Origin of the sequence: Actinoplanes sp. GCM10030250, assembly GCF_042666575.1 — a bacterium.
Lineage (GTDB): Bacteria > Actinomycetota > Actinomycetes > Mycobacteriales > Micromonosporaceae > Actinoplanes.
On record NZ_JBHTDO010000031.1, the window covers coordinates 74,413 to 96,250 of the forward strand.

Below are 21,838 nucleotides of genomic sequence, written 5' to 3' on the forward strand. Positions count from 1 at the left end.
CATGGATTCCGCTGATATGAATCTTGCTGAATTGGAGCGTAAGGCCGCGGAGCGCGCGGCCGCCCGCGCCGGAGGCCAGGACCGGCTGTCGGGGCACATCGTGTGCGACGGTCTCGTCCGGATCTTCCGCACCGAGGGCGTCGAGGTGGTCGCCCTCCAGGGCCTTGATCTGGTGGTGGACCGCGGGGAACTGCTCGCGGTGGTCGGCGCCTCGGGCTCCGGGAAGTCCACGATGCTGAACATCCTCTCCGGACTCGACGAGCCGACGGCGGGTGTCGCCCGGGTGGCGGGTTACGACCTGCTCGGCATGTCGGCGAAGAAGCGCCTCGAGTATCGGCGGCGGATTGTCGGCTTCGTGTGGCAGCAGACGGCGCGGAATCTGTTGCCCTATCTCACCGCGCGGGAGAATGTCGAGTTGCCGATGCGCCTGGCGGGGTCCCGCTCCGGCCAGCCTCAGCGCTCCGGCCAGCCTCAGCGCTCCGGCCAGCTCAAGCGCTCCGGCCGTTTGACGCCTTTTGATCGTGCCGGCGAGCTGTTGGAGATGGTCGGGGTCGCTGACCGGGCCGATCGCCGCCCGGATCAGATGAGCGGTGGGGAGCAGCAGCGGTGCGCGGTCGCGGTGGCGCTGGCCAATGATCCCGAGGTGCTGTTCGCCGACGAACCGACGGGTGAGCTGGACGAGGCCACCGCGGACGAGGTGTTCGGCGCGCTGCGCACGGTGAACGCCGAACTGGGCGTGACGGTCGTGGTGGTCACCCACGACATGACCGTTTCGGGCCAGGTGCGTCGTGCGGTCGCGATCAGGGACGGGAAGACCGCTTCTGAGGTACGCCGAAGCGCTCACATCGCAGCGGATGGCACCGAGCAGCATGTCTCGGAGGAGTACGCGGTTCTGGACCGGGCGGGCCGGTTGCAGTTGCCGGCGGCTTTTGTGGAGGCGCTGAGTTTGCGTGATCGGGTCCGCCTGAATCTGGAGCCTGATCACGTGGAGGTGCGCCCCTCGTCGTCGTCCTCTTCTACCGCTTCCTCGCCCCCGTCCTCGCCGCCGCCGTCCTCGCTGCCGCCGTCCTCGCCGCCTTCCTCGTCTCCCTCGTCGTTTTCGGAGGATCAGCGCTGATGAACGTCGTCGAGGTTGCCGGTGTGGGCCGTGACTACGGGTCCGGGGATCGGGTGGTGCACGCACTCAGTGACGTCTCGTTCGGCGTCGCCAAGGGGGAGCTGGTCGCCGTCCGTGGCCGCTCCGGCGCAGGCAAGACCACCCTGCTGAATCTGATCGGCGGGCTGGACCGGCCGGACGCCGGCACCATCACGGTCGCCGGTCGCAAGGTCACCGGTGCGGGGGAGCAGGAACTCCTCGAACTGCGCCGCGACGTGATCGGCTTCGTCTTCCAGTCGTTCGGCCTGGTACCGATCCTGTCCGCCGCCGAGAACGTCAGCGTCCCGATGCGGCTGGCCAAACGTGATCCCGCCGAACGTGACCAGCGCGTCGCCGTACTGCTCGAACTCGTCGGACTCGGTGCCCAGGCAGCCCAGCGCCCCGGCGAACTCTCCGGCGGCCAGCAGCAGCGGGTGGCGGTGGCCCGGGCCCTGGCCAACGATCCCGAACTGCTGATCGCCGACGAACCCACCGGCCAACTCGACTCCGACACCGGCCGCGCCATCATGGACCTGCTCCGCGCCGTGGTCGACGCCCGCGGCATGACCGCCCTCGTCGCCACCCACGACCCAGCCCTCATCGACCGCGCCGACCGCGTCCTCACCCTCCGCGACGGCCGCCTAACCTGACTCCCAAACCCGCGCGCCCCGCTCTGCCCCGCTCCGCGCCTGCCTCGCGCTGCGCCGCGCCTGCCTCGCGCTGCGCCTGCCTCGCGCTGCGCTGCGCCTGCCTCGCGCTGCGCCTGCCTCGCGCGGCGCCTGCCTCGCGCGGCGCCTGCCTCGCGCGGCGCCTGCCTCGCGCTGCTGGCGTGGGTGGCTGCACTCATTGGGTGCGCAGCGCTGCCCGGGAAAGGGTGAGGGCCGCATCCTGGCGGGGATGCGGCCCTCGGTGTGACCGGCGGTGCGGGGGTGCGCTACCCCTTGACGCTGCCTGCGAGGAGGCCGCGGACGAAGTAGCGCTGGAGGAGCAGGAACACCGTGACGGGCACGATGATGGAGACGAAGGCGCCCGCGGAGAGCAGGTGCCAGGCGGTGCCGCGGGTGCCGCTCAGGTTGGCCAGCTGGACGGTGATCGGGGAGATCTCCGGCGAGCCGGCGAAGGTCAGCGAGATCAGCAGGTCGTTCCAGACCCAGAGGAACTGGAAGATGCCGAACGCGGCGAGGGCCGGGGTGAGCAGTGGCAGCAGCACCCGGAAGAAGATCGCCACGTGACCGGCGCCGTCCATGCGGGCGGCTTCGATCAGGCTGGACGGCACTTCCTTGATGAAGTTGTGCAGGATGTAGATGGCCAGCGGCAGCGCGAACGCCGAGTGGGACAGCCACAACGTCCAGAACGTGTTGGCGATACCCATGTCGACGTAGAGCGACAGCAGCGGGATCAGCGTGACCTGCAGCGGCACGATCTGCAGAGCGAAGATCGCGATGAACAGGAAGTTTTTACCGGGGAAGTTCATCCACGCGAACGCGTACGCCGCGAGCGACGCCAGGCAGAGCGGGATGATGACCGCCGGCAGGGCGATGACGAGCGAGTTCAGGAAGAAGTCGGCCAGGTTGATGGCGTCCGGGTCGAAGACCGACCGGTAGTTGTCGAACGTCCACCGGGGGTCGGTGACGAACGTCCACCAGCCGGTCGTTTTGATCGCCCGCTCCTCGCGGAACGAGGAGATCAGCAGGCCGAACGTCGGCAGGGTCCAGAGCACCGCGATGATCAGCGCGGCGAGCGACGCCCACGGGGAGGTGAGCTTCTTCTTCGCCTTCGCCGCCGCGGATTCCTTCTTCTCCACGGCGACCGGCGGCGTGGTGGTGAGCGGTGTAGCGGTGGTCATCACGCCTCCGAACGGCGAAGCTGCCGGATGTTGTACACGACGATCGGAACGACGAGAACGAACAGCACCACCGCGAGCGCCGCACCGAGACCGGTGTTGGCACTGCGGAAACTCTGGCTGTAGAACTCGTTGGCGATCACGCTCGTGTCGAAGCGGCCACCGGTCATCGTCTGCACGACGTCGAAGACCTTGAGCGTGCCGATCGCGATGGTCGTCAGCACGACCACGACCGCCGGGCGGATCGCCGGGAGGGTGACGAAGCGGAACATGCCCCACGGGGTGACGCCGTCGAGCCGTGCGGCTTCGATGATGTCGTCCGGGATCGCCTTGATGGCCGCCGACAGCACGGTCATCGCGAAGCCGGCCTGGATCCAGATCATCACGATGATCAGCAGGAACGTGTTCAGCGGCGATTCGATCAGCAGCTGCACCGGTTTGCCGCCGGCCCACACGATGAACTGGTTGATCAGGCCGATCTGCTTCACATTGCCCTGGTCGGGGCGGTACTCGTACATGAACTTCCAGATGACCGAAGCCGCCACGAAGGAGATCGACATCGGCAGGAAGATCAGTGCCTTGGCGAACGACTCGATGCTCGCCTTGTCCACCAGGATCGCGTAGAGCAGGCCCACGCCGGTCGCCAGGAACGGGGTCAGCAGCACCCAGAACGCGGTGTTCCGGAGCACGACCAGCTGCTCCGAGTCGGTGAAGATGGTCTTGTAGTTGTCGATCCCGATGAACGCGTCACCCGCGGCGTCGAAGAACGACTGGTAGATGGTGCGAAGACCGGGATAGAGCAGCCCCACGCTGAGCATCAAAATGACGGGGGCCAGATAGAGGTAGGCGACTGCTTTATCACGTTTGCCGGCAAAACGTCCGGCAATGAACAAGATTACGCCGACGGCGGCAGCGAACAGCAGGATCGCTGCGAACATCTGCAGAATCTTGTCTGAGGTGGTGGAGGCGGTGGTGAACACGCTGCCCCTTCCTCCTTGGGCGGGTTCCGAAGCACGGGTGGGTCTGTTGCGCTGGTGGTTCTCAAACTTGAATGGATCTTAAGCTCGGCCGGATCGGTAACGCGAGAAGATCTGAAGCGCGAAAGGTCCGGAGCGCGAGAAATCAGTGAAGTGCAAAGTTGCTGAGACTGCTAGGGGCCGGTCGGGCATCCCCGACCGGCCCCGCGGTGGTGCTATCGCATTACTTCGGCCGCATTACTTCGGCCAGGCCTTCTCGATGTTGTCCACGGTGGCCTTGGTGTCCTGACCGGTGATCCAGTTCGTGGTCTGCTTCCAGAACGCGTTGGAACCGACCGCGGCGGGCATCATGTCCGAGCCGTCGAAGCGGAACTGCGAGTTCGGGTCGAGCAGGATCTCGGCCGACAGTTTGTCGATCGGGTTCTTCAGGTTGTTGACGTCCAGGCCCTTGTTGGCGCTGACCCAGCCGGAGGACAGCTTCGCCTTGGCGTTGGCCCAGGTGTCGCTGGACAGGTAGGTCTGGAACGCCTTGACCTCGGGACGGTCCGCGAACGCCAGGACGAACTCGCCACCGCCGAGAACGGGCTTGGCGGTCTCGTCCTTGCCCGGCAGGTAGAAGGCGAAGATGTCGCCGTCCTCGCCGATCTGGGTGTCCTTCGGGAAGTTGGCCGCGTAGAAGCTGGCCTGGCGGTGCAGCGAGCACGTGCCTTCCAGAATCGGCAGGCCGGCGTCCTGGAAGGTGGTGCTGGCGATGCTCTTGACGTCGCCGAGGCCGCCGTTCACGTACTGGTCGTTCTTGAGGTAGGCGCCGACGGCGTCGAGAGCCGCGGTGGCCTCGGGGCCGTTGAACGGAATCTCGTGCTTGACCCACTTGTCGTAGGTCTCCGGCCCGGAGAGCCGGAGCATGAAGTCTTCCATCCAGTCGGTGAGCGGCCAGCCGGTTGCCTCACCGCTGCTGATGCCGGCGCACCACGGCTTCTTGCCGTCCGTGACCATCTTGTCGCTGAGGGCCTTGAGCTGGTCCAGCGTGGTCGGAACGGTGTAGCCGGCGTCCTTGAACTCCTTGGGCGAATACCACACCAGGGACTTCACGTTCGCGCCGAGCGGCGCGGCGTAGAACTTGCCGTCGACCGTCCCGTACGCCTTCCAGTCGGCGCCGAAGTGCTTGTCGACGTTGTCAGAGGTCTCCTTCGGGGCCTCGACGGCCTTACCGGTGGCGACCAGCTGCTGCAGCAGACCAGGCTGCGGAACGAACGCGACGTCCGGCGGGTTGCCGGCCTGCGCGCGAACCAGGATCTGGGTCTCGAATGCCTTGTCACCCTCATACTTGATGGTGGCACCGGTGCACTGCTCGAAAGGCTTGTAGGACTCCTTGTGCGGGGTGTCCTCGGGGGTCACGATGCCCGTGTAGATCGTGACCGTCTTGCCCTTGATGTCACCGAACGCCGCGTAAGGCGCGCAGTCGATGGCCGCCGCCGAACTGTCGGTGGAACCGCCCTCGGAATCGTCGCTGCCGCCGCAAGCGGTCAGGCTGAACGCCAGCCCGACGCTGAGGGCACCGGCGAGCGCGACCCGGGATCGCGAACTCCCACTGTGACCGAACATACCGCTCCCTATGTCATATAGCGCCTCCGACGTCAGAACGACGTCGCCGTCCGAAGCGCTTCTTGACCAACAGTCAAGAGGTAACCGGCAGGTTGCGCAATGATTTCCGCGTGATCGAGTCGGTAACGATATAGCCGCGACGCTCAAGTGCCTTAACCGGTTAAGAAGATTGGCGGAAGGATGCACCCGAGTGGGCATCCTCTGCCCTGTTATACCCACATTTGGCCGCGCGAATCGGGGTTATCGGTCGCAGTGAGTCGGTTTTGTTATCCTTCGGGGCTAGCAGCTTCTGCCGCCAAGTAGCACATCTCGCGGTTCACCCGCAAAAAGAACCGCCGCGGCGGCTCAGGGCCACCACGGCGGTTCGGGTAGATCGGGGAGGCGGCCCCGTCAGCCGGCGACTGCCAGGTACTTGTAGCCGAGGCGCCGCATGCGCTCGGCGTCGAGGACGTGGCGGCCGTCGAGCACGATGGGCGTACGCATGAGCCCGAGGAACTTGGACCAGTCAAGTTCGAGGTACTGCGCCCACTCGGTGACCAGGACGACCGCGTCGCAGTCGGCGAACAGGTCGTCGATCGTCTCGCTCAGGTAGGGCGCCAGTTCGGGCTGCTCGGCCCGGAACCGCTCGGTCGCCACCGGGTCGTGCAGCTTCACCCGGGCGCCGCGGGCCAGCAGCGAGTTCGCGATGTCCAGAGCCGGGGCGTCACGCAGGTCGTCTGTGTTCGGCTTGAACGCCAGCCCGAGCAGGCCGATCTTGCGGCCCTTGAGGATGCGCAGCTCGTCCTGGAGCCGTTCCACAGCGATGGCGCGCTGCCGGCTGTTGACGTCGCGGGCCGCCTTCACGATCGGCATCTCGAGGTTGTACTCGGCGGCGGTCGCGATCAGCGCCTTGGTGTCCTTGCCGAAGCAGGAGCCGCCCCAGCCGACGCCGGGCTGCAGGAACCGGGAGCCGATCCGCTGGTCGAGGCCCATGCCGCGGGCCACCTCGGTGATGTCGGCGCCGACCTTCGCGGCGAGCTGGCCGATCTCGTTGGCGTAGCTGATCTTGAGGGCCAGGAAGGCGTTGGCCGCGTACTTGATCAGCTCGGCCGACGCGAGGTCGGTGGAGACCAGCGGCACCGCGTTGACGTCCTCGGGCCGCGGCAGGAAGGACGGCGCGGTGAAGGTCTGGTTGATGATCGGCCGGTAGAGGCGGTTGAGCACCTCGAGGCTGCGCGGGTTGTCCGATCCGATGACGATCCGGTCCGGGTAGAGGGTGTCGGCGATGGCGTTGCCCTCACGGAGGAACTCCGGGTTCGACGCGACCGCGAACTCGGTGCCCCCGCTGTTCTTGGCCCCGGCACTGTTACTAGCCGCGCTGCTACTACCCGCGCTGTTACTAGCCGCGCTGTTACCAGCCGCGCTGTTACCAGCAGCACCGTTACCAGCAGCACCGTTACCAGCAGCACCGTTACCAGCAGCACCGTTGGCGGGGCGCTGGTCGAAGGAGTCGCGCAGGATGGCGTCGACCCAGTTGCCGCTGCCGATCGGGACCGTCGACTTGTTCACCACGACGGTGAACTCGTGGTCCAGCGCCTGCGCCACGCTCTCCGCCGCGCTGCGCAGGTAGCGCAGGTCCGGGCTGCCGTCCTCGGCCGACGGGGTCTGCACCGCCACGAACACCACGTCAGCACCGGGGACAGCGTCCTCGTACGAGGTGGTAAACGTCAGGTTCGGCGCCGCCTCGGAGAGCAGGTCCTCCATCCCGGGCTCGTAGATGGGGCAGCGTCCGGCCCGCAGCATGTCGACCTTGGCCTGGTCGAGGTCCACGCAGGTCACCTCATGGCCCAGGAAGGCGAGGCTGACACCGGTGGTCAGGCCGACATAGCCGGTACCGACAACGCAAACCTTCATGCAATCTCCTCCACCGATACCCAAGCCCTCTGATACCCAAGCCCTCTGACTACCCCAAGCCCTCTGACGCGCGGGCTTCATAACACAGGCCCGACGCGCGGGCCTGGAACTCGCCGGCCGTGGTTACGCCACGTACCGCCGGTGACGGCCAACCGGCTGCCTGACCGGCCGGCCGGATGACGTTCCGGTGGCGTCGGCCTGCGTGTTCCGCCGAATGATACACAGCGGAAACCGCGTCCTTTTGTCGCTGGATGGACCCCTTCGTCCTGCGCTGGGAAGCCCGGTTACCCACATCTGTCCCATTGAACCCGGTCGCGGCGTCGACCTGCGCCGATGCGATATCGGACGACTGCGCTCCGTAGTCGTCCGAGTGGCCGATGAAGGCTCGGCCGGTCGGCCCCGCCGACCGGCCGGCGACCCGATCCGCCGGGCGGCAGACATAACCCGGATATCAACGCGGAGTTTCCGGCTCTTGACATCACGATGACGGCGACCGACGCTTCTGGGAGCGCTCCCACATGAACGTTCGTCGATATGCCCCATCGATGGAAGGTGTTGCATGCGTAGGTCCCCCGGCGGTGCTCTCATAGCCGCCCTGGTCGTAGCCGCGACGGCGGTCGCCGTCGTGTCCGGCCCACACTCGGCTACGGCGGCCCCCACCGAGCCCTACACCTGGAAGAACGTCAGGATCGACGGCGGCGGTTTCGTTCCTGGCATCGTCTTCAACCCGGGTGAGAAGAACCTGATCTACGCGCGTACCGACATCGGTGGCGCCTACCGGTGGAACCAGACCGCGCAGAGCTGGACGCCCCTTCTCGACTGGGTGGGACAGAGCGACTGGGGCTACAACGGTGTCCTCAGCATCGCGCCCGACCCGGTCGCCACGAACCGCGTCTACGCCGCGGTCGGCATGTACACCAACAGCTGGGACCCGAACAACGGCGCCATCCTGCGGTCCACCGACAAGGGCGCGACCTGGCAGAAGACCGCTCTGCCGTTCAAGGTCGGCGGCAACATGCCGGGTCGCGGCATGGGGGAGCGGCTCGCCGTCGACCCGAGAAACAACCGGAACGTCTATTTTGCCGCCGAGGGCGGAAACGGGCTCTGGCGGAGCACCGATTTCGGCGTCACCTGGGCCAAGGTCAGCAACTTCCCGAACGTCGGCAACTACGTCCAGGACCCGGCCGACACCAACGGTTACCTCAGCCAGAACCAGGGCCTCACGTGGGTCACCTTCGACCCGGGGCAGGCCGGAAGCACAGCCTCGCCCGCGATCTACGTCGGGGTGGCCGACAAGGAGAACCCGGTCTACCGGTCGCTCGACTCCGGCGCCACCTGGGAGCGGGTCGCCGGCCAGCCGACCGGGTACATCGCGCACAAGGGTGTCGTACAGGGCAAGTACCTGTTCATCGCGACGAGTGACACCGGTGGCCCGTACGACGGAGCAGCCGGCCAGGTCGCCCGCCTGGACACCACCACCGGCACCTGGACCGACATCTCACCCATGCCGGTCGCCGACCGTTACTTCGGCTATTCGGGCCTGACCGTCGACGCCCAGAAGCCCGGCACCCTGATGGTCGCCACGCAGATCTCCTGGTGGCCGGACGCGATCTTCTTCCGCAGCACCGACTACGGCGCCACCTGGACCCGGATCTGGGACTGGAACGGCTACCCCAGCCGCACCAAGCGCTTCACCATGGACATCTCCGCGAACCCCTGGCTGGACTTCAACAGCACCGCCCAGGCACCCGAGGAGAGCCCGAAGCTCGGCTGGATGAACGAGTCGCTGGCGATCGACCCGTTCGACTCCAACCGCCTGCTCTACGGCACCGGCGCCACCGTCTACGGCACCACCCAGCTCACCAACTGGGACGCCAACACCACGTTCACCATCAAGCCGTTCGCCAAGGGCCTCGAGGAGACCGCGGTCCTCGACCTGGCCAGCCCGCCCACCGGCGCCCCGCTGGTCAGCGCGCTCGGCGACATCGGCGGCTTCCACCACGCCGACCTCGACACCGTGCCGGCGAACTTCCACGACACCCCGGCCCTGGGCAGCAACACCGGCATCGACTTCGCCGAGGCGAGCCCGTCGTTCTTCGTCCGCGTCGGCAACGCGCCGAGCGACACCGGTGGTGCCGTCCCGCAGCACATCGGCGTCTCCAACGACGGCGGCAAGACCTGGTACGCGGGCCAGGAGCCGGCGGGCATCACCGGCGGCGGCAATGTCGCGGTCGGCACCGACGCCAACGCGGTGGTCTGGTCGCCGGTCGGTGCCGGCGTGCACTACTCGACCACGCGGGGCAGCACCTGGACCGCGTCGGCAGGCATCCCCGCCGGCGCCAAGGTCGAATCGGACCGGATCAACCCCAAGACCTTCTACGGGTACGCCGGAGGCAAGTTCTACACCAGCACGGATGGCGGGGTGACCTTCACCGCGTCGAGCGTTGGGCCGGGCGCCATCATGCCGTCCACCGGCAGGGTCAACCTCAAGGCCGTACCCGGTACCGCCGGTGAGGTCTGGGTGGCCGGGGAGACCGGGCTGCTGCGCTCGACCGACTCCGGCGCGACGTTCACCAAGGTGTCCACGGTGACGTCGGGCATCAACGTCGCCTTCGGCAAGGCCGCGCCGGGCGCGACCCGGCCCGCGGTCTTCCTGGTCGGCACCGTCGACGGCGTCACCGGGGTGTTCCGGTCCGACAACACCGGCGCGAGCTGGGTGCGCATCAACGACGACCAGCACCAGTACGGGAACGCCGGCGACGCCCTGGCCGGCGATCCGCGCATCTGGGGCCGCGTCTACCTGGGCACCAACGGCAGGGGCATCCTGTACGCCGACCGCACGGGCGGCAGCGCCTCACCGTCCCCGTCGGGCAGCGCGTCGGCCTCACCCTCGACCTCGGTCTCGCCGTCGGCGTCTGTCTCGCCTTCAGTGTCTGTCTCGCCCTCGGTCTCTGTTTCGCCTTCGGTGTCTGTTTCGCCTTCGGTGTCCGTCTCGCCCAGCCCTTCGACCGGCGCTGGTGGCTGCACGGCCACCTACAAGGTCACCGGGCAGTGGGGCGGCGGCTTCCAGGGTGAGGTGACCGTGAAGAACAACGGCACCGCCACCACCGGCGGCTGGAGCGTCGGCTGGGCCTATACCGGCGGGCAGACCGTGACCCAGAGCTGGGGCGGCACCGCCACCTCGGTCCCCTCAGGCACCGGAACCGCCGTGACCGTCGTCAACGCCGGCTACAACGGCGCCCTCACGTCCGGGGCATCCACGACCTTCGGATTCCTCGGCAGCAACACCGGCACCACCAACCCCGTCCCGTCCCCGATCACCTGCTCCACCCGGTAACACCCTCCCGCTCCCCGAAGGCTGGGGCGGTGGCGTTCCGTTCCTCCACCAGGGACGCCACCGCCTCGCGGAAAGGAACCCCGTGGAACTGTTTCGTTCCAAAAACTCAGGAGGCGTACGCGTACGCCGTCTTGGTCTGAGAAATGGCCGCAGCCTGAATGCGAGGCGCAGAATTGCCACCGCCGGCGTCGCCGTCCTCGGCGCCGGCGCGATTCTGGCAGGCGGTGCACCGGCGTATGCCGCAGCCGGCTGCACGGTCGTGTACAAGGTGCAGAGCCAGTGGACCGGCGGCTTCACCGGCGACATCCAGATCAAGAACACCGGTGACCCGCTGACCAGCTGGCGGCTGGAGTTCGACTTCCCGGACGCCGCACAGAAGGCCACGCAGGGCTGGAGTGGCACCTACAGCCAGTCCGGCCAGCACGTGACCGTGAACAACGCCGCCTGGAACGGCAGCCTGGGCACCAACGCCACCATCGGCACCGGCTTCAACGGCACGTTCGGGTCGGCGAACCCGGTACCCACGGCGTTCACGCTGAACGGCACCACCTGCAACCAGACCGCCAACGCGCCGGCCGTGCAGATCACCGCACCGGCCGCGAACACCCGGTACACCGCACCGGCGTCGATCCCGATCGCGGCCACCGCCACGGCGGCGAGCGGGCAGACCATCAGCCGGGTCGAGTTCTACCACGACGGGCTGCTGCTCGGCAGTGACACGGCCGCGCCGTACACGTACACCTGGAGCGGTGTCCCCGCCCAGTCGGCGGCCTACCACGTGCAGGCCGTCGCCTTCGACGGCGCGGGCCTCAAGAGCAGCACCGCCGACGTCCCGGTCTTCGTCGACGCGGCGACCACCCCGGCGATCCTCGCCGACGCCACCTCGCTCTCGATCTCACCCGGGAAGAGCGGCTCCTACAAGCTCGCGCTGAGCAAGGCGCCGACCGCGAACGTCAGCGTGGCAGTGGCACGGTCGGCCGGCTCCACAGCGGTCACCGTGACACCGGCGACGCTCACCTTCACGACGTCGAACTGGAGCACCGGCCAGACCGTGACTGTCGCAGCGGCCAGTACCGCCGCCGCGGGTGCCACGGCGACCATCTCGGCCACCGCCAACGGCTACACCGCGGCCCAGCTCGGGGTCACGGTCGTCGAAGAGGGCTCGGTCGACACCCGCTTCACGCAGCTCTACAACGACCTGAAGAACCCGGCCAACGGGTACTTCAGCCCCGAGGGTGTGCCCTACCACTCGATCGAGACGCTGATCGACGAGGCACCCGACCACGGCCACGAGACCACCAGTGAGGCGTTCAGCTACTGGCTCTGGCTCGAGGCCGAGCACGGCCAGGTCAGCGGCGACTGGGCGCCGTTCAACAACGCCTGGGCGACGATGGAGAAGTACATCATCCCGTCGCACGCCGACCAGCCGACGAACGCCAACTACAACCCGGCCAAGCCGGCGACGTACGCCGCGGAGTACCCGCTGCCGTCGCAGTACCCGTCGCAGCTCGACACCGGGGTCTCGGTCGGCACCGACCCGCTGGCCGCCGAGCTGAAGGCGGCGTACGGCACCGACGACATCTACGGCATGCACTGGCTGCTCGACGTCGACAACACGTACGGCTTCGGGCACTGCGGTGACGGCACCTCCCGCGTCACCTACATCAACACCTTCCAGCGCGGCCCGCAGGAGTCGACCTTCGAGACCGTCCCGCAGCCGTCCTGCGACACGTTCGCGCACGGCGGCCCGAACGGCTACCTCGACCTGTTCACCAAGGACGCCTCGTACGCCAAGCAGTGGAAGTACACCAACGCCCCGGACGCGGACTCGCGCGCGGTGCAGGTGGCGTACTGGGCGTACACCTGGGCGACCCAGCAGGGCAAGCAGTCGCAGATCTCCGACGCGGTCGCCAAGGCCGCCAAGATGGGTGACTACCTGCGGTACTCGTTCTACGACAAGTACTTCAAGAACCCCGGCTGCGCCTCCACCTCCTGCGCCGCGGGCAGTGGCAAGAGCAGCTCGAACAACCTGATGTCGTGGTACTACGCCTGGGGTGGCGCGTACGACACCAGCGCCGGATGGGCGTGGCGCATCGGCTCCAGCACCAGCCACTTCGGCTACCAGAACCCGATGGCGGCGTACATCCTGAGCAACGTCAGCGCGTTCGCCCCGAAGTCGCCGACCGCGAAAGCGGACTGGCAGGCGAGCCTCAACCGGCAGCTCGAGTTCTACCAGTGGCTGCAGTCGTCCGAGGGCGCCATCGCCGGCGGTGCGACGAACAGCTGGAACGGCAACTACTCGGCACGCCCGGCCGGCACGCCGACCTTCTACGGTCTCGCGTACGTCGAAGCCCCGGTCTACGAGGACCCGCCGTCCAACCGCTGGTTCGGCATGCAGACCTGGTCGCTGGAGCGGCTGGCCGAGTACTACTACCTGACCGGTGACGCCAAGGCCAAGTCGGTGCTCGACAAGTGGGTGCCGTGGGCGCTGTCCAACACCACCATCGAGGACGACAGCTTCCTCATCCCGTCCGACATGGAGTGGACGGGCGCGCCGAACACCTGGAACGCCTCGAACCCGCAGGCCAACACCAACCTGCACGTCGAGGTCACCAGCCGCGGCCAGGACCTCGGTGTGGCGGGCTCCTACGCCAAGCTGCTCACCTACTACGCCGCGAAGTCCGGCAACGCACAGGCGAAGACGGCCGCCAAGGGGCTGCTCGACGCGATCTGGGCGTACAAGGACAGCAAGGGCGTCTCGGTGACCGAGACCCGCGCCGACTACAACCGGATGGACGACACCTACAACGCCTCCACCGGCCAGGGCATCTACATCCCGCAGGGCTGGCGCGGCGAGATGCCGAACGGCGACGTCATCCAGCCGGGTGTGTCGTTCCTCGACATCCGCTCCTTCTACCGCAGCGACCCCGACTTCCCGAAGGTCGACGCGTACCTCAAGGGCGGACCCGCGCCCACGTTCAACTATCACCGGTTCTGGGCCCAGGTCGATGTAGCCACCGGCTACGCCGACTACGCCCGGCTCTTCCCCCAGGGGTGATCAAGTGAGAAAAACCTTCCGTATGGCTGCCGTGGCCCTGTTCGCTGCGGCAGCCGGGATCCTGGCACTGCCAGCGTCGCCGGCTCAGGCACACGGCGCCATTCAGGTCCCGGGCAGCCGTACCTGGTTCTGTTACCAGGACGGCCGTAACCCGCAGACCGGCGCCATCGAGCCGAAGAACGCCGCCTGCGCGGCCGCGGTCGCGCAGAGCGGGGTGAACTCGCTCTACAACTGGTTCGCCGTGCTCCGCTCCGACGGTGCCGGCCGGGTCAACGGGTTCCTCCCGGACGGCACGCTGTGCAGCGGCGGCACCGGTGGACCGTACAATTTCACCGGTTTCAACCTGGCCCGTAACGACTGGCCGACCACGCACCTGACCGCCGGGGCGAACATCCAGTTCAAGTACAACAACTGGGCCAAGCACCCCGGTACGTTCTCGCTCTACATCACCAAGGACGGCTACAACCCGACGAAGCCGCTGGCCTGGGGCGACCTCGAGCCGACGCCGTTCGATCAGGTGACCAACCCGGCGGCCAACGGCGGCCCGGGCACCGACGACGGGCACTACTACTGGAACGGGAAGCTGCCCAGCGGCAAGACCGGCAAGCACCTGATCTACTCGGTGTGGTCGCGCTCGGACAGCACGGAGACCTTCTACGGCTGCTCGGACGTGGTCTTCGACGGCGGCAACGGTGAGGTCACCGGCGTCGGCAACGGCGGCACCCAGTCGCCCAGCCCGTCGACGCCCGCCAGCCCCAGCCCGTCCAACCCGGGCCCGAGCCCTTCCAGCCCGAGCCCTTCCAACCCGGGCCCGAGCCCGAGCCCGTCCAACCCGAACCCGGGCACGGGCGGTTGCAGCGCGATGTACTCGATCACGTCTGCCTGGAGCGGTGGGTTCCAGGGTGAGGTGATGGTCCACGCCGGTGCCACGCCGGTGAACGGCTGGAACATCTCGTGGACGTTCCCCGGCAACCAGACGCTGGCTCAGGTCTGGAGCGGTAAGTCGACGGTCACCGGATCGTTGATCAACGTGAAGAACGAGGCGTGGAACGGTTCGGTGCCGGCGAACGGGTACGTCACGTTCGGGTTCCTGGCCTCGGGAGCTACTGCGCCGACGGTCAACAACCTGACCTGTACGACGCCATAGATCTGGCCCGATAGCGACCCTTTGGGGTCCATTGCTCCACCTACGGCCCCCGGTCGTGCGACGAGAGTCACACGGCCGGGGGCTGGTGCGTCTTCCGGGTGTCTTGACGGGACGAAGGGGCGTTCTTTAGCTTTATCGCCATAAAGCGGAAAAATATTCTCATCAGCTCCAGTGGGCGCAGCGCGGGCAGTTCCAGCGCTGGCGCGCTCGGTCCCGGCCTGCCCGGCTCCGGCCTGCCCGGCTCCGGCCTGCCCGGCTCCGGCCTGCCCGGCTCCGGCCTGCCCGGCTCCGGCCGGTTGGCGGCCTTCGGCCGGGCGACCACGCGGCGGGCGCTGCTCCTCGGCGGCGCCGGTGCGGCCCTGGTGGCGGCCACGCCGGGTGCCGCGGGACAGCGCGATCCGGCACGCCAGTCGCACACCCGGGTCGGCACCTGGGCCACCGCGCCCACAGCCGTGGAGCCCGACAAGTTGATCGTGGTGGCGAACCAGACGATACGACAGGTCGTCCACCTCAGCCTCGGCGGTGACCAACCGGCCGTTCGCCTCACCAACGAGTTCGGTACGACAGCCGTGCACCTCGGCGCCGCCCGGATCGGACTGCGCGCCGGGACGGGCGCCAGCACCGCCGTGATCCCCGGCACCGACCGGCCGCTCACCTTCGCCGGCCGCCGCACCGCGGTCCTCCCCGCGGGCGGAACCCTTGTCAGCGACCCCGCCGACCTGACCGTGCCGCCCGGCGCCGACCTGGTGATCAGCCTCTACTTCCCGGAGCGGACCAGGCTCGAGACCGCCAGCCCGCGCTCCTTCCAGACCACTGTCGTCGCGAAGGGCAACGTCACCGCCCTGCGCGACATCGTCCACCTGGATCCCGCCTCGATCTCCCTGGGCCTGCGCCGCCGGTACGGCCGCTACTTCCTCCTCGCCGGCGTCGACGTGCGCACCAGCCGGAACAGCGCCGCGATCGCCGCCCTCGGCGACTCCATCACCTGCGGCGTCGGAAGCCGCACGAACACCAACCACCGCTGGCCCGACCTCCTCGCCACCCGGCTGCGCCTGGCAGGCCAAGAGCGCACTGATATGGGCGGCACTGATCTGGGCGGTGCTGATCTGGGCGGCACTGATGTGAGCGGTGCTGATCTGGGCGGTGCTGATGTGAGCGGTGCTGATGTGAGCGACGCTGGTCTCGAGCTCGGTGTTCTCAATCTGGGGATCAGCGGGAATCGGCTGCTCACCGGCTACGAGCGACCCACCGGACGTCCCGTCGCGAAACGGGCCGGGCATTCCGCGCACATCGGGCCGTCGGCGCTGAGCCGCTTCGATCGGGACGTCCTCGCCCACTCCGGCGTCCGGCACCTGATCACGCTCATCGGTGTGAACGACCTGGGCCGGTCGGCGGGCACCACCGCTGAGGACCTGATCGCCGGGCATCGCGAGCTCGCCGCGCGTGCGCACAAGGCGGGGCTGCGGGTGATCGGCGGGACGATGCTGCCGTTCGGCGGGGCTCCCGCGCACTTCGACAGCCGGGCCAACCAGATCGAGAGGGTCAGGTTCAACACCTGGTTGCGTACGACCGGCGCCTTCGACGCGGTGGCCGACTTCGACGCGGTGATCCGTGATCCCGCCCGTCCGCGGCGAATGCTGCCCGCCTACGACAGCGGGGACCACCTGCACCCGAGCGATGCCGGAATGGCGGCGCTGGCCACGGCCGTGCCACTGGACCTGTTCACCTGACTGCTTTCGGGACTGCCTTCGGGTTGAGTTTCGGGTTGAGGCCTTCGGAGTTCAGTCGCTGAACCTGGTGGGGTCACCGGCGCCCACCCGCAGGATCTCCGGGGCGCCTCCGGACAGGTCGACCACCGTGGTGGGCTCTGTGCCGCACTCGCCCGAATCGACCACCGCGTCGACGGAGTGGTCGAGAGCCTCCTTGATCTCCCAGCCCTGCGTCATCGGCTCCTCCTCGCCGGGCAGCAGCAGCGTGCTGGAGACCAGTGGCTCACCGAGTTCGGCGAGGATGGCTTGGGCTGTGGTGTGGCTCGTGATCCGTACCCCAACGGTCTTCTTCTTGGGGTGAAGCAGACGCCGTGGCACCTCGCGGGTGGCCGGCAGGATGAACGTGTACGGGCCCGGCGTGGACGCCTTCACGGCCCGGAACAGCGCGTTGTTGATCTGCACGAACTGTCCGAGCTGAGCGAAGTCGTGGCACATCAGGGTGAAGTGATGCCGGTCGTCGAGGTGCCGGATCGTCCTGATCCGGTCCAGGGCGTCCTTGCTCCCCATCTGGCAGCCGAGCGCGAAACACGAATCGGTCGGATACGCAATCAGCCCGTCCTTACGAACCAGATCCACGACCTGGTGGATCGTCCGCGGCTGCGGGTTGTCGGGGTGCACGTCGAAGTACTTGGCCACTCGTCCAAGCTTAGGCTCACGCCGTTGTCACGGATCACAGTGCTCGCGTATCGCGGCCCCGGTATTCGAAGAGCTGGAGACTTTGTCAAGCCCGCACTTCGGAGCTCGGGCGCTCGTGCAGCTCGGGGACCACACGGGCTCGGAGTTCACGGGCTCGGGGTTCACGGGCTCGGGGATCACGGGCTCGGGATCACCCGGGCTCGGGATGGGAAGGGCTCGGGATCGAAGGGCTCGGGATCGGAGGGCCGCGGATCTCGATGCGTAGGGTCGGATCATGGATCCTGTTTACCGGCCCGCCGTCCGTGTGATCTGTCTCGACGCCGACGGCCGGATTCTGCTGCTCCACTGGGAGGACCCGTCCGACGGATCGCGGCTCTGGGAGCCGCCCGGCGGCGGCATCGACCCGGGGGAGACGCCCCTGGAAGCGGCGCGGCGCGAGCTGGTCGAGGAGACGGGCCTGGATGCGGGTGCGATCGGTCCGGCCTACGTCGACGTGGAGCGCGACGTCTGGTGGAAGGGCCGCCACTTCGTGGGCGCCGAGCAGTTCTTCATGGCGCGATTCAGCACGTCACGGCCGTTGGTGGTCCGGGAGGGGCTTCTTCCGTACGAGGAGATCGAACTCCTGGAACACGCCTGGGTGGCCCCGGCTGATCTGAGCTCGCTGGCCGACCGCCTGGAGCCGCCGCAGCTGGCAGAGATCGCCCGAAGCCTCGTTTGAGGCTTTGTGCTTCATCTGAGGGGCGGCTCGGGGCGTCCTGCATTTGTCGTACGTGTGTTCGAAGATGGTCGGGTGCGGGAAGTCGTGGAGCAGCTCAGCGAGACAGCGGCGTCGTGCGCCCAGGCGCCGGTGTGGCCGCTGTCGGAGGGTGACCTGCTCACCGCGCTCGACGGACTCCATACGGCGCAACAGATGCTCCAGGCGGCCATGCTGCACGTGGTGCGGGAGATCGACGGGCGCGCCATCCCCGCCGCGCACGCGGCCACCTCGACCGCGGTGTGGCTGCGCGGCCGGCTGCGGGTCAGCGCCGGCAGCGCGGCTCAGATGGTCACACACGCCAAGCTCCTCCACACCGACCCGATCCTGGACCGAGCCCTCAGCGAGGGCCGAATCAACGCCGAGCAGCTGAGCGCCATCGCGGCCACGGTCGGCGAGCTGCCGAAGGGCCTGGACGCGGACGCCCGGGAACAGGCGGCCGTCCTGCTGACGGAGTGGGCGCCGCGCTTGGATCCCAGAGGGTTGCGCGCCTGCGGGCGGCGGATCCTGGAACACGTTGCACCCGAGGTCGCGGAGGCGGCGGAGGAGGCGCGGCTGCGCGAGGCCGAGAAGCAGGCCCACGAACAGCGATTCTTCACGCTGAGTCCCCTCGGCGACGGCCGCATTCGGCTCCGTGGCCTCCTGGACGCCCACGCCGCGGCGGCCGTCTTCGCGGCCATCGACCCGTTGTGCAAGCCGGCTGGATCCCCTGCGCAGGCGGGGCCGCCCGGTCAACTCGGATCGTCTGCGCAAGTTGGGTCGGCAGCGAGAATTGGTTCGGCTGCGAGATTTGGTTCGGCTGCGCAACTCGGTTCGGCGGCGCAAGGGGGATCGCTTGGCGAAACCGGGGCGTTCATCGGCTCGCTTGCGCAAGGGGGCTCGCTCGGTCGGAGTGGGTCGCTGAAACAGGCTGAGTCGTCCGCACATGGTGGTTCGTCGGCACATGGTGGTTCGTCGGCACATGGTGGTTCGTCCGCACATGGTGGTTCGTCGGCACATGGTGGTTCGTCGGCACAGGCCGAACCGTCCGCACCAGGTGGCTCGCTGGGACAAGCTGGGTCAGGCGTTTCCGCTGAGGACACGCGATCGCCAGGGCAGCGGCGGGCTGATGCGCTGGTGGAGGTGTGCCGGCTGATTCTGAACGGTGGCGCGCTACCTGAGCACGGCGGCGACCGGCCGCAGATGGCCGTGACCGTCGGCTACGACCCACTGCGCAAGGAACTCACCGGCGGAACCCTCGACACCGGCGAGACGGTGTCGGCGAAAACTGTGCGGCGGATGGCCTGCGACGCCCGGATCCTGCCCCTGATCCTGGACGGGGAAAGCCAGATCCTGGACGCCGGCCGGGCCCGCAGGCTGGTCACCGGGTCACTGCGGCGGGCGCTGGTCGTCCGCGATCAGGGCTGCACGTTCCCAGGCTGCGACCGGCCGGCTCGCTGGTGCGACGCCCACCACATCATCGCCTGGGCCGACGGCGGGCCTACCGACCTCGGCAACCTCGCCCTGCTCTGCGATCGTCACCACCGCGTCATCCACGACGACGGCATGGGCTGGCAGATCCGGCCCGGACCTGATGGACACCCGGAGTTCCTGCCACCCGCATGGCTCGACTCGCAGCGCACGCCCCGCGTCAACGAATTCCACCGGCGCACGTGAGGTTCCCGGAAGGCCCGTGCAATCAGAGCGCGTGCGCGGGGAGGGGGTCATCGCTGGGTTGGTTCGTCGCTGGAAGGGGCGTCGCTAAAGGGGAGCGTCGCTGGAGGGGGGGGTGCTGGAATGACTCGTTGCTGAATTGGCTCGTTTGTTGGATTGGCTCGTTGTTGGGATGGTTCATTGCGTGCTCAGCCAAGCCGCGGCGTCCTGAGGTAGACGCCCGTCCGCGGTCAACGGTGAACTGGTCAGCAGTGGCGTTCCGGGCGGCAGCGCCACCGGTGCCGAACCCATCGCCACCACCAGGGTGAGTCCGGGGCGGCGAGCGATCAACCGCTGGTCACCGTCCACCGACCACAAAACCGGGTCGTCCGCCGAGAGCACACCGTCAGCGTGCAGGCGGCGGCGTAGCGCGATGGCCGCCCGGCACAACGGCAGGGTGGGCGACGCCAGGTATGCGCCCCAGCCGTCCGGGACCGGCAGCCAGGGCGGCGCTGCGCCGGGCGGGCTGAACCCGTACGCGCCGGCCGGCGATTCGGTCCACGGCAGAGGTACGCGGCAACCGTCCCGAGACGTGCCTGCGCGCCGCCATGCGGGATCCTGCCGGGCCTCCGCGGGTACGTCGACCTCCGGCAACCCGTACTCCTGGCCCTGATAGAGGTAGGCCGCGCCGGGGAGCCCGAGGATCGTGATCAGCGCGGCACGAGCCCGGCCGGCGTTGGGTGGGCTGGAACCGGGTGGGCTGGAACCGGGTGGGCCGGCATCAGGTTGGCCGGCAGCGGGATGGCCGGCAGCGGGGTGGCTGGTATCAGGTTGGCTGGCAGTGGGATGGCTGGCAGTGGGGGCGCCGCTATCGCTGTACCGGGTGGGCGTTCGGCGTACGTCATGGTTCTCCACCACCCAGGTGACCGGGCGTTCCCGCAGTAACTGCTCGCCAGTCTCCCGCCAGATGTCGGCATCCCACGGGGCCATCACGAACCCGAAGGCGAACGCCTGATGCAGCCGGTCCGCCCCGACGTAGCGGGCTACCCGCTCCGGAGCCAGGTTGACCTCGCCGATCAGGATGCGCGGCGGATCGTACGTGTCTGCGATCGCCCGCCACCGCCGGTAGACATCGGGTGTCTCCGGCTGATCGCAGGCGAGGGGATTGCCTCGCAGCCTGCCTGGTTCCGGTTCGATCCCGGGTGGCAGCGACGGCAGGCCGGGGGCCTTGAACAGCCCGTGCGCCACGTCAACCCGTAGCCCGTCGACGCCCCGGTCGAACCAGAAGCGCACCACTTCGTCGAAGAACGGCGCGGTACGCGGATCCCGCCAGTTCCAGTCGGGCTGCTCGGGGGCGTAGAGGTGCAGGTACCAAGCGCCGTCGGGAGCACGGCTCCAAGCCGGCCCACCGAAGACGCTGGGCCAGTTGTTGGGCATAACGCCGGGATCGCCTGTGCCGGGATCGCCTGTGCCGGGATCGCCTGTGCCGGGGCTGCCTGTGCCGGGGCTGCCCGTGCCGGGGCCGTTTGGGCCGGGACCGTTTGGGCCGGGACTGTTTGGGCCGGGACTGTCCGTGAAGTGGAAACGGGCGCGGGCGGACGCGTCGCCGCTCAACGCTGCCTGGAAGACGGGATGCTCTGACGAGCAATGGTTCGGGACGATGTCGATGACCACGCGGAGTCCGGCCTCGTGTGCGCGGGCCAGCATCGCGTCGAACTCGGCGAGGTCGCCGAAGAGGGGGTCGACGTCGATGTAGTCGCTCACGTCGTACCCATGATCTTTCTGGGGTGAACGCTGGAACGGCGTCAGCCAGATCGCGTCGGCACCCAGGCCGGCGATGTGATCGAGCCGGGCCGTCAGGCCCGCGAGGTCGCCCACCCCATCCCCGGACGCGTCCGCGAAGGAGCGCGGGTAGACCTGGTAGACGACACCGTCCCGCCACCACTCCGTCATGAGCGCTGTTTTGTCATGAGCGCTGTTTTGTCATGAGCGCTGTTTCGTCATGAGAGCTGTTTCTCATGAGCGCTGCTCCGTCATGAGGGCAGTGTGCCC

General features: G+C 68.2%; 14 protein-coding genes. 8 read left to right on the forward strand and 6 right to left on the reverse strand.

Features of this window, described 5'->3' with window-relative positions:
- Position 1: 1 nt before the first annotated feature.
- On the forward strand, positions 2 to 1,117 hold the full coding sequence (locus tag ACFQV6_RS32250) for an ABC transporter ATP-binding protein (RefSeq protein ID WP_378031420.1): 1,116 nt from the start codon (positions 2 to 4) through the stop codon (positions 1,115 to 1,117).
- Entirely contained in the window at positions 1,117 to 1,785 is a 669-nt protein-coding gene (locus ACFQV6_RS32255) for an ABC transporter ATP-binding protein (protein ID WP_378031421.1), read from the forward strand. The genes ACFQV6_RS32250 and ACFQV6_RS32255 overlap by 1 nt, the downstream gene beginning before the upstream one ends.
- Before the next feature lie 284 nt (positions 1,786 to 2,069).
- Here the strand turns inward: ACFQV6_RS32255 and ACFQV6_RS32260 are convergent, their stop codons facing one another.
- The 4 genes from ACFQV6_RS32260 to ACFQV6_RS32275 form a co-directional block, all read right to left on the reverse strand.
- The gene (locus tag ACFQV6_RS32260) at positions 2,070 to 2,981 is read right to left on the reverse strand and encodes a carbohydrate ABC transporter permease (RefSeq protein WP_378031422.1); all 912 of its coding nucleotides are present in this window, start codon (positions 2,979 to 2,981) and stop codon (positions 2,070 to 2,072) included.
- A complete protein-coding gene (locus ACFQV6_RS32265) occupies positions 2,981 to 3,958 on the reverse strand; it encodes a carbohydrate ABC transporter permease (protein WP_378031423.1) in 978 nt (325 codons plus the stop codon). Before ACFQV6_RS32265 ends, ACFQV6_RS32260 begins: the two co-directional genes overlap by 1 nt.
- Positions 3,959 to 4,192: 234 nt before the next feature.
- A complete protein-coding gene (locus ACFQV6_RS32270; protein WP_378031424.1) occupies positions 4,193 to 5,560 on the reverse strand; it encodes an ABC transporter substrate-binding protein in 1,368 nt (455 codons plus the stop codon).
- Between the two features lie 390 nt (positions 5,561 to 5,950).
- Positions 5,951 to 7,453, reverse strand: a complete 1,503-nt coding sequence (locus tag ACFQV6_RS32275; protein ID WP_378031425.1) for a UDP-glucose dehydrogenase family protein — start codon at positions 7,451 to 7,453, stop codon at positions 5,951 to 5,953.
- 559 nt (positions 7,454 to 8,012) lie between these two features.
- Here ACFQV6_RS32275 and ACFQV6_RS32280 point away from each other — a divergent pair.
- The 4 genes from ACFQV6_RS32280 to ACFQV6_RS32295 all read left to right on the forward strand — a co-directional run bounded on the left by ACFQV6_RS32280 (position 8,013) and on the right by ACFQV6_RS32295 (position 16,725).
- On the forward strand, positions 8,013 to 10,790 hold the full coding sequence (locus ACFQV6_RS32280) for a cellulose binding domain-containing protein (RefSeq protein WP_378031426.1): 2,778 nt from the start codon (positions 8,013 to 8,015) through the stop codon (positions 10,788 to 10,790).
- Positions 10,791 to 10,962: 172 nt separating this feature from the next.
- Positions 10,963 to 13,848 (forward strand): glycoside hydrolase family 48 protein, encoded by a 2,886-nt coding sequence (locus ACFQV6_RS32285; protein ID WP_378031457.1) that lies wholly within the window; start codon positions 10,963 to 10,965, stop codon positions 13,846 to 13,848.
- 22 nt (positions 13,849 to 13,870) lie between these two features.
- Positions 13,871 to 14,995: a lytic polysaccharide monooxygenase gene (locus ACFQV6_RS32290; RefSeq protein WP_378031458.1), complete on the forward strand. Its 1,125-nt coding sequence runs from the start codon at positions 13,871 to 13,873 to the stop codon at positions 14,993 to 14,995.
- Between the two features lie 296 nt (positions 14,996 to 15,291).
- Positions 15,292 to 16,725 carry an SGNH/GDSL hydrolase family protein gene (locus ACFQV6_RS32295; protein WP_378031427.1) on the forward strand — a complete coding sequence of 478 codons (1,434 nt, stop codon included), beginning with the start codon at positions 15,292 to 15,294 and terminating at the stop codon, positions 16,723 to 16,725.
- A gap of 51 nt (positions 16,726 to 16,776) precedes the next feature.
- Here ACFQV6_RS32295 and ACFQV6_RS32300 read toward each other — a convergent pair whose 3' ends face one another.
- On the reverse strand, positions 16,777 to 17,400 hold the full coding sequence (locus ACFQV6_RS32300; protein ID WP_378031428.1) for an L-threonylcarbamoyladenylate synthase: 624 nt from the start codon (positions 17,398 to 17,400) through the stop codon (positions 16,777 to 16,779).
- A gap of 274 nt (positions 17,401 to 17,674) precedes the next feature.
- Here ACFQV6_RS32300 and ACFQV6_RS32305 point away from each other — a divergent pair, with 274 nt between their 5' ends.
- On the forward strand, positions 17,675 to 18,118 hold the full coding sequence (locus ACFQV6_RS32305; protein ID WP_378031429.1) for an NUDIX hydrolase: 444 nt from the start codon (positions 17,675 to 17,677) through the stop codon (positions 18,116 to 18,118).
- A gap of 72 nt (positions 18,119 to 18,190) precedes the next feature.
- Positions 18,191 to 19,810, forward strand: coding sequence for a DUF222 domain-containing protein (locus ACFQV6_RS32310; RefSeq protein WP_378031430.1), 1,620 nt, complete (start codon positions 18,191 to 18,193; stop codon positions 19,808 to 19,810).
- A gap of 174 nt (positions 19,811 to 19,984) precedes the next feature.
- On the opposite strand, the gene ACFQV6_RS32315 is transcribed toward ACFQV6_RS32310, so the two are convergent.
- Entirely contained in the window at positions 19,985 to 21,739 is a 1,755-nt protein-coding gene (locus ACFQV6_RS32315) for an alpha-amylase family glycosyl hydrolase (protein WP_378031431.1), read from the reverse strand.
- Positions 21,740 to 21,838 lie beyond the last annotated feature (99 nt).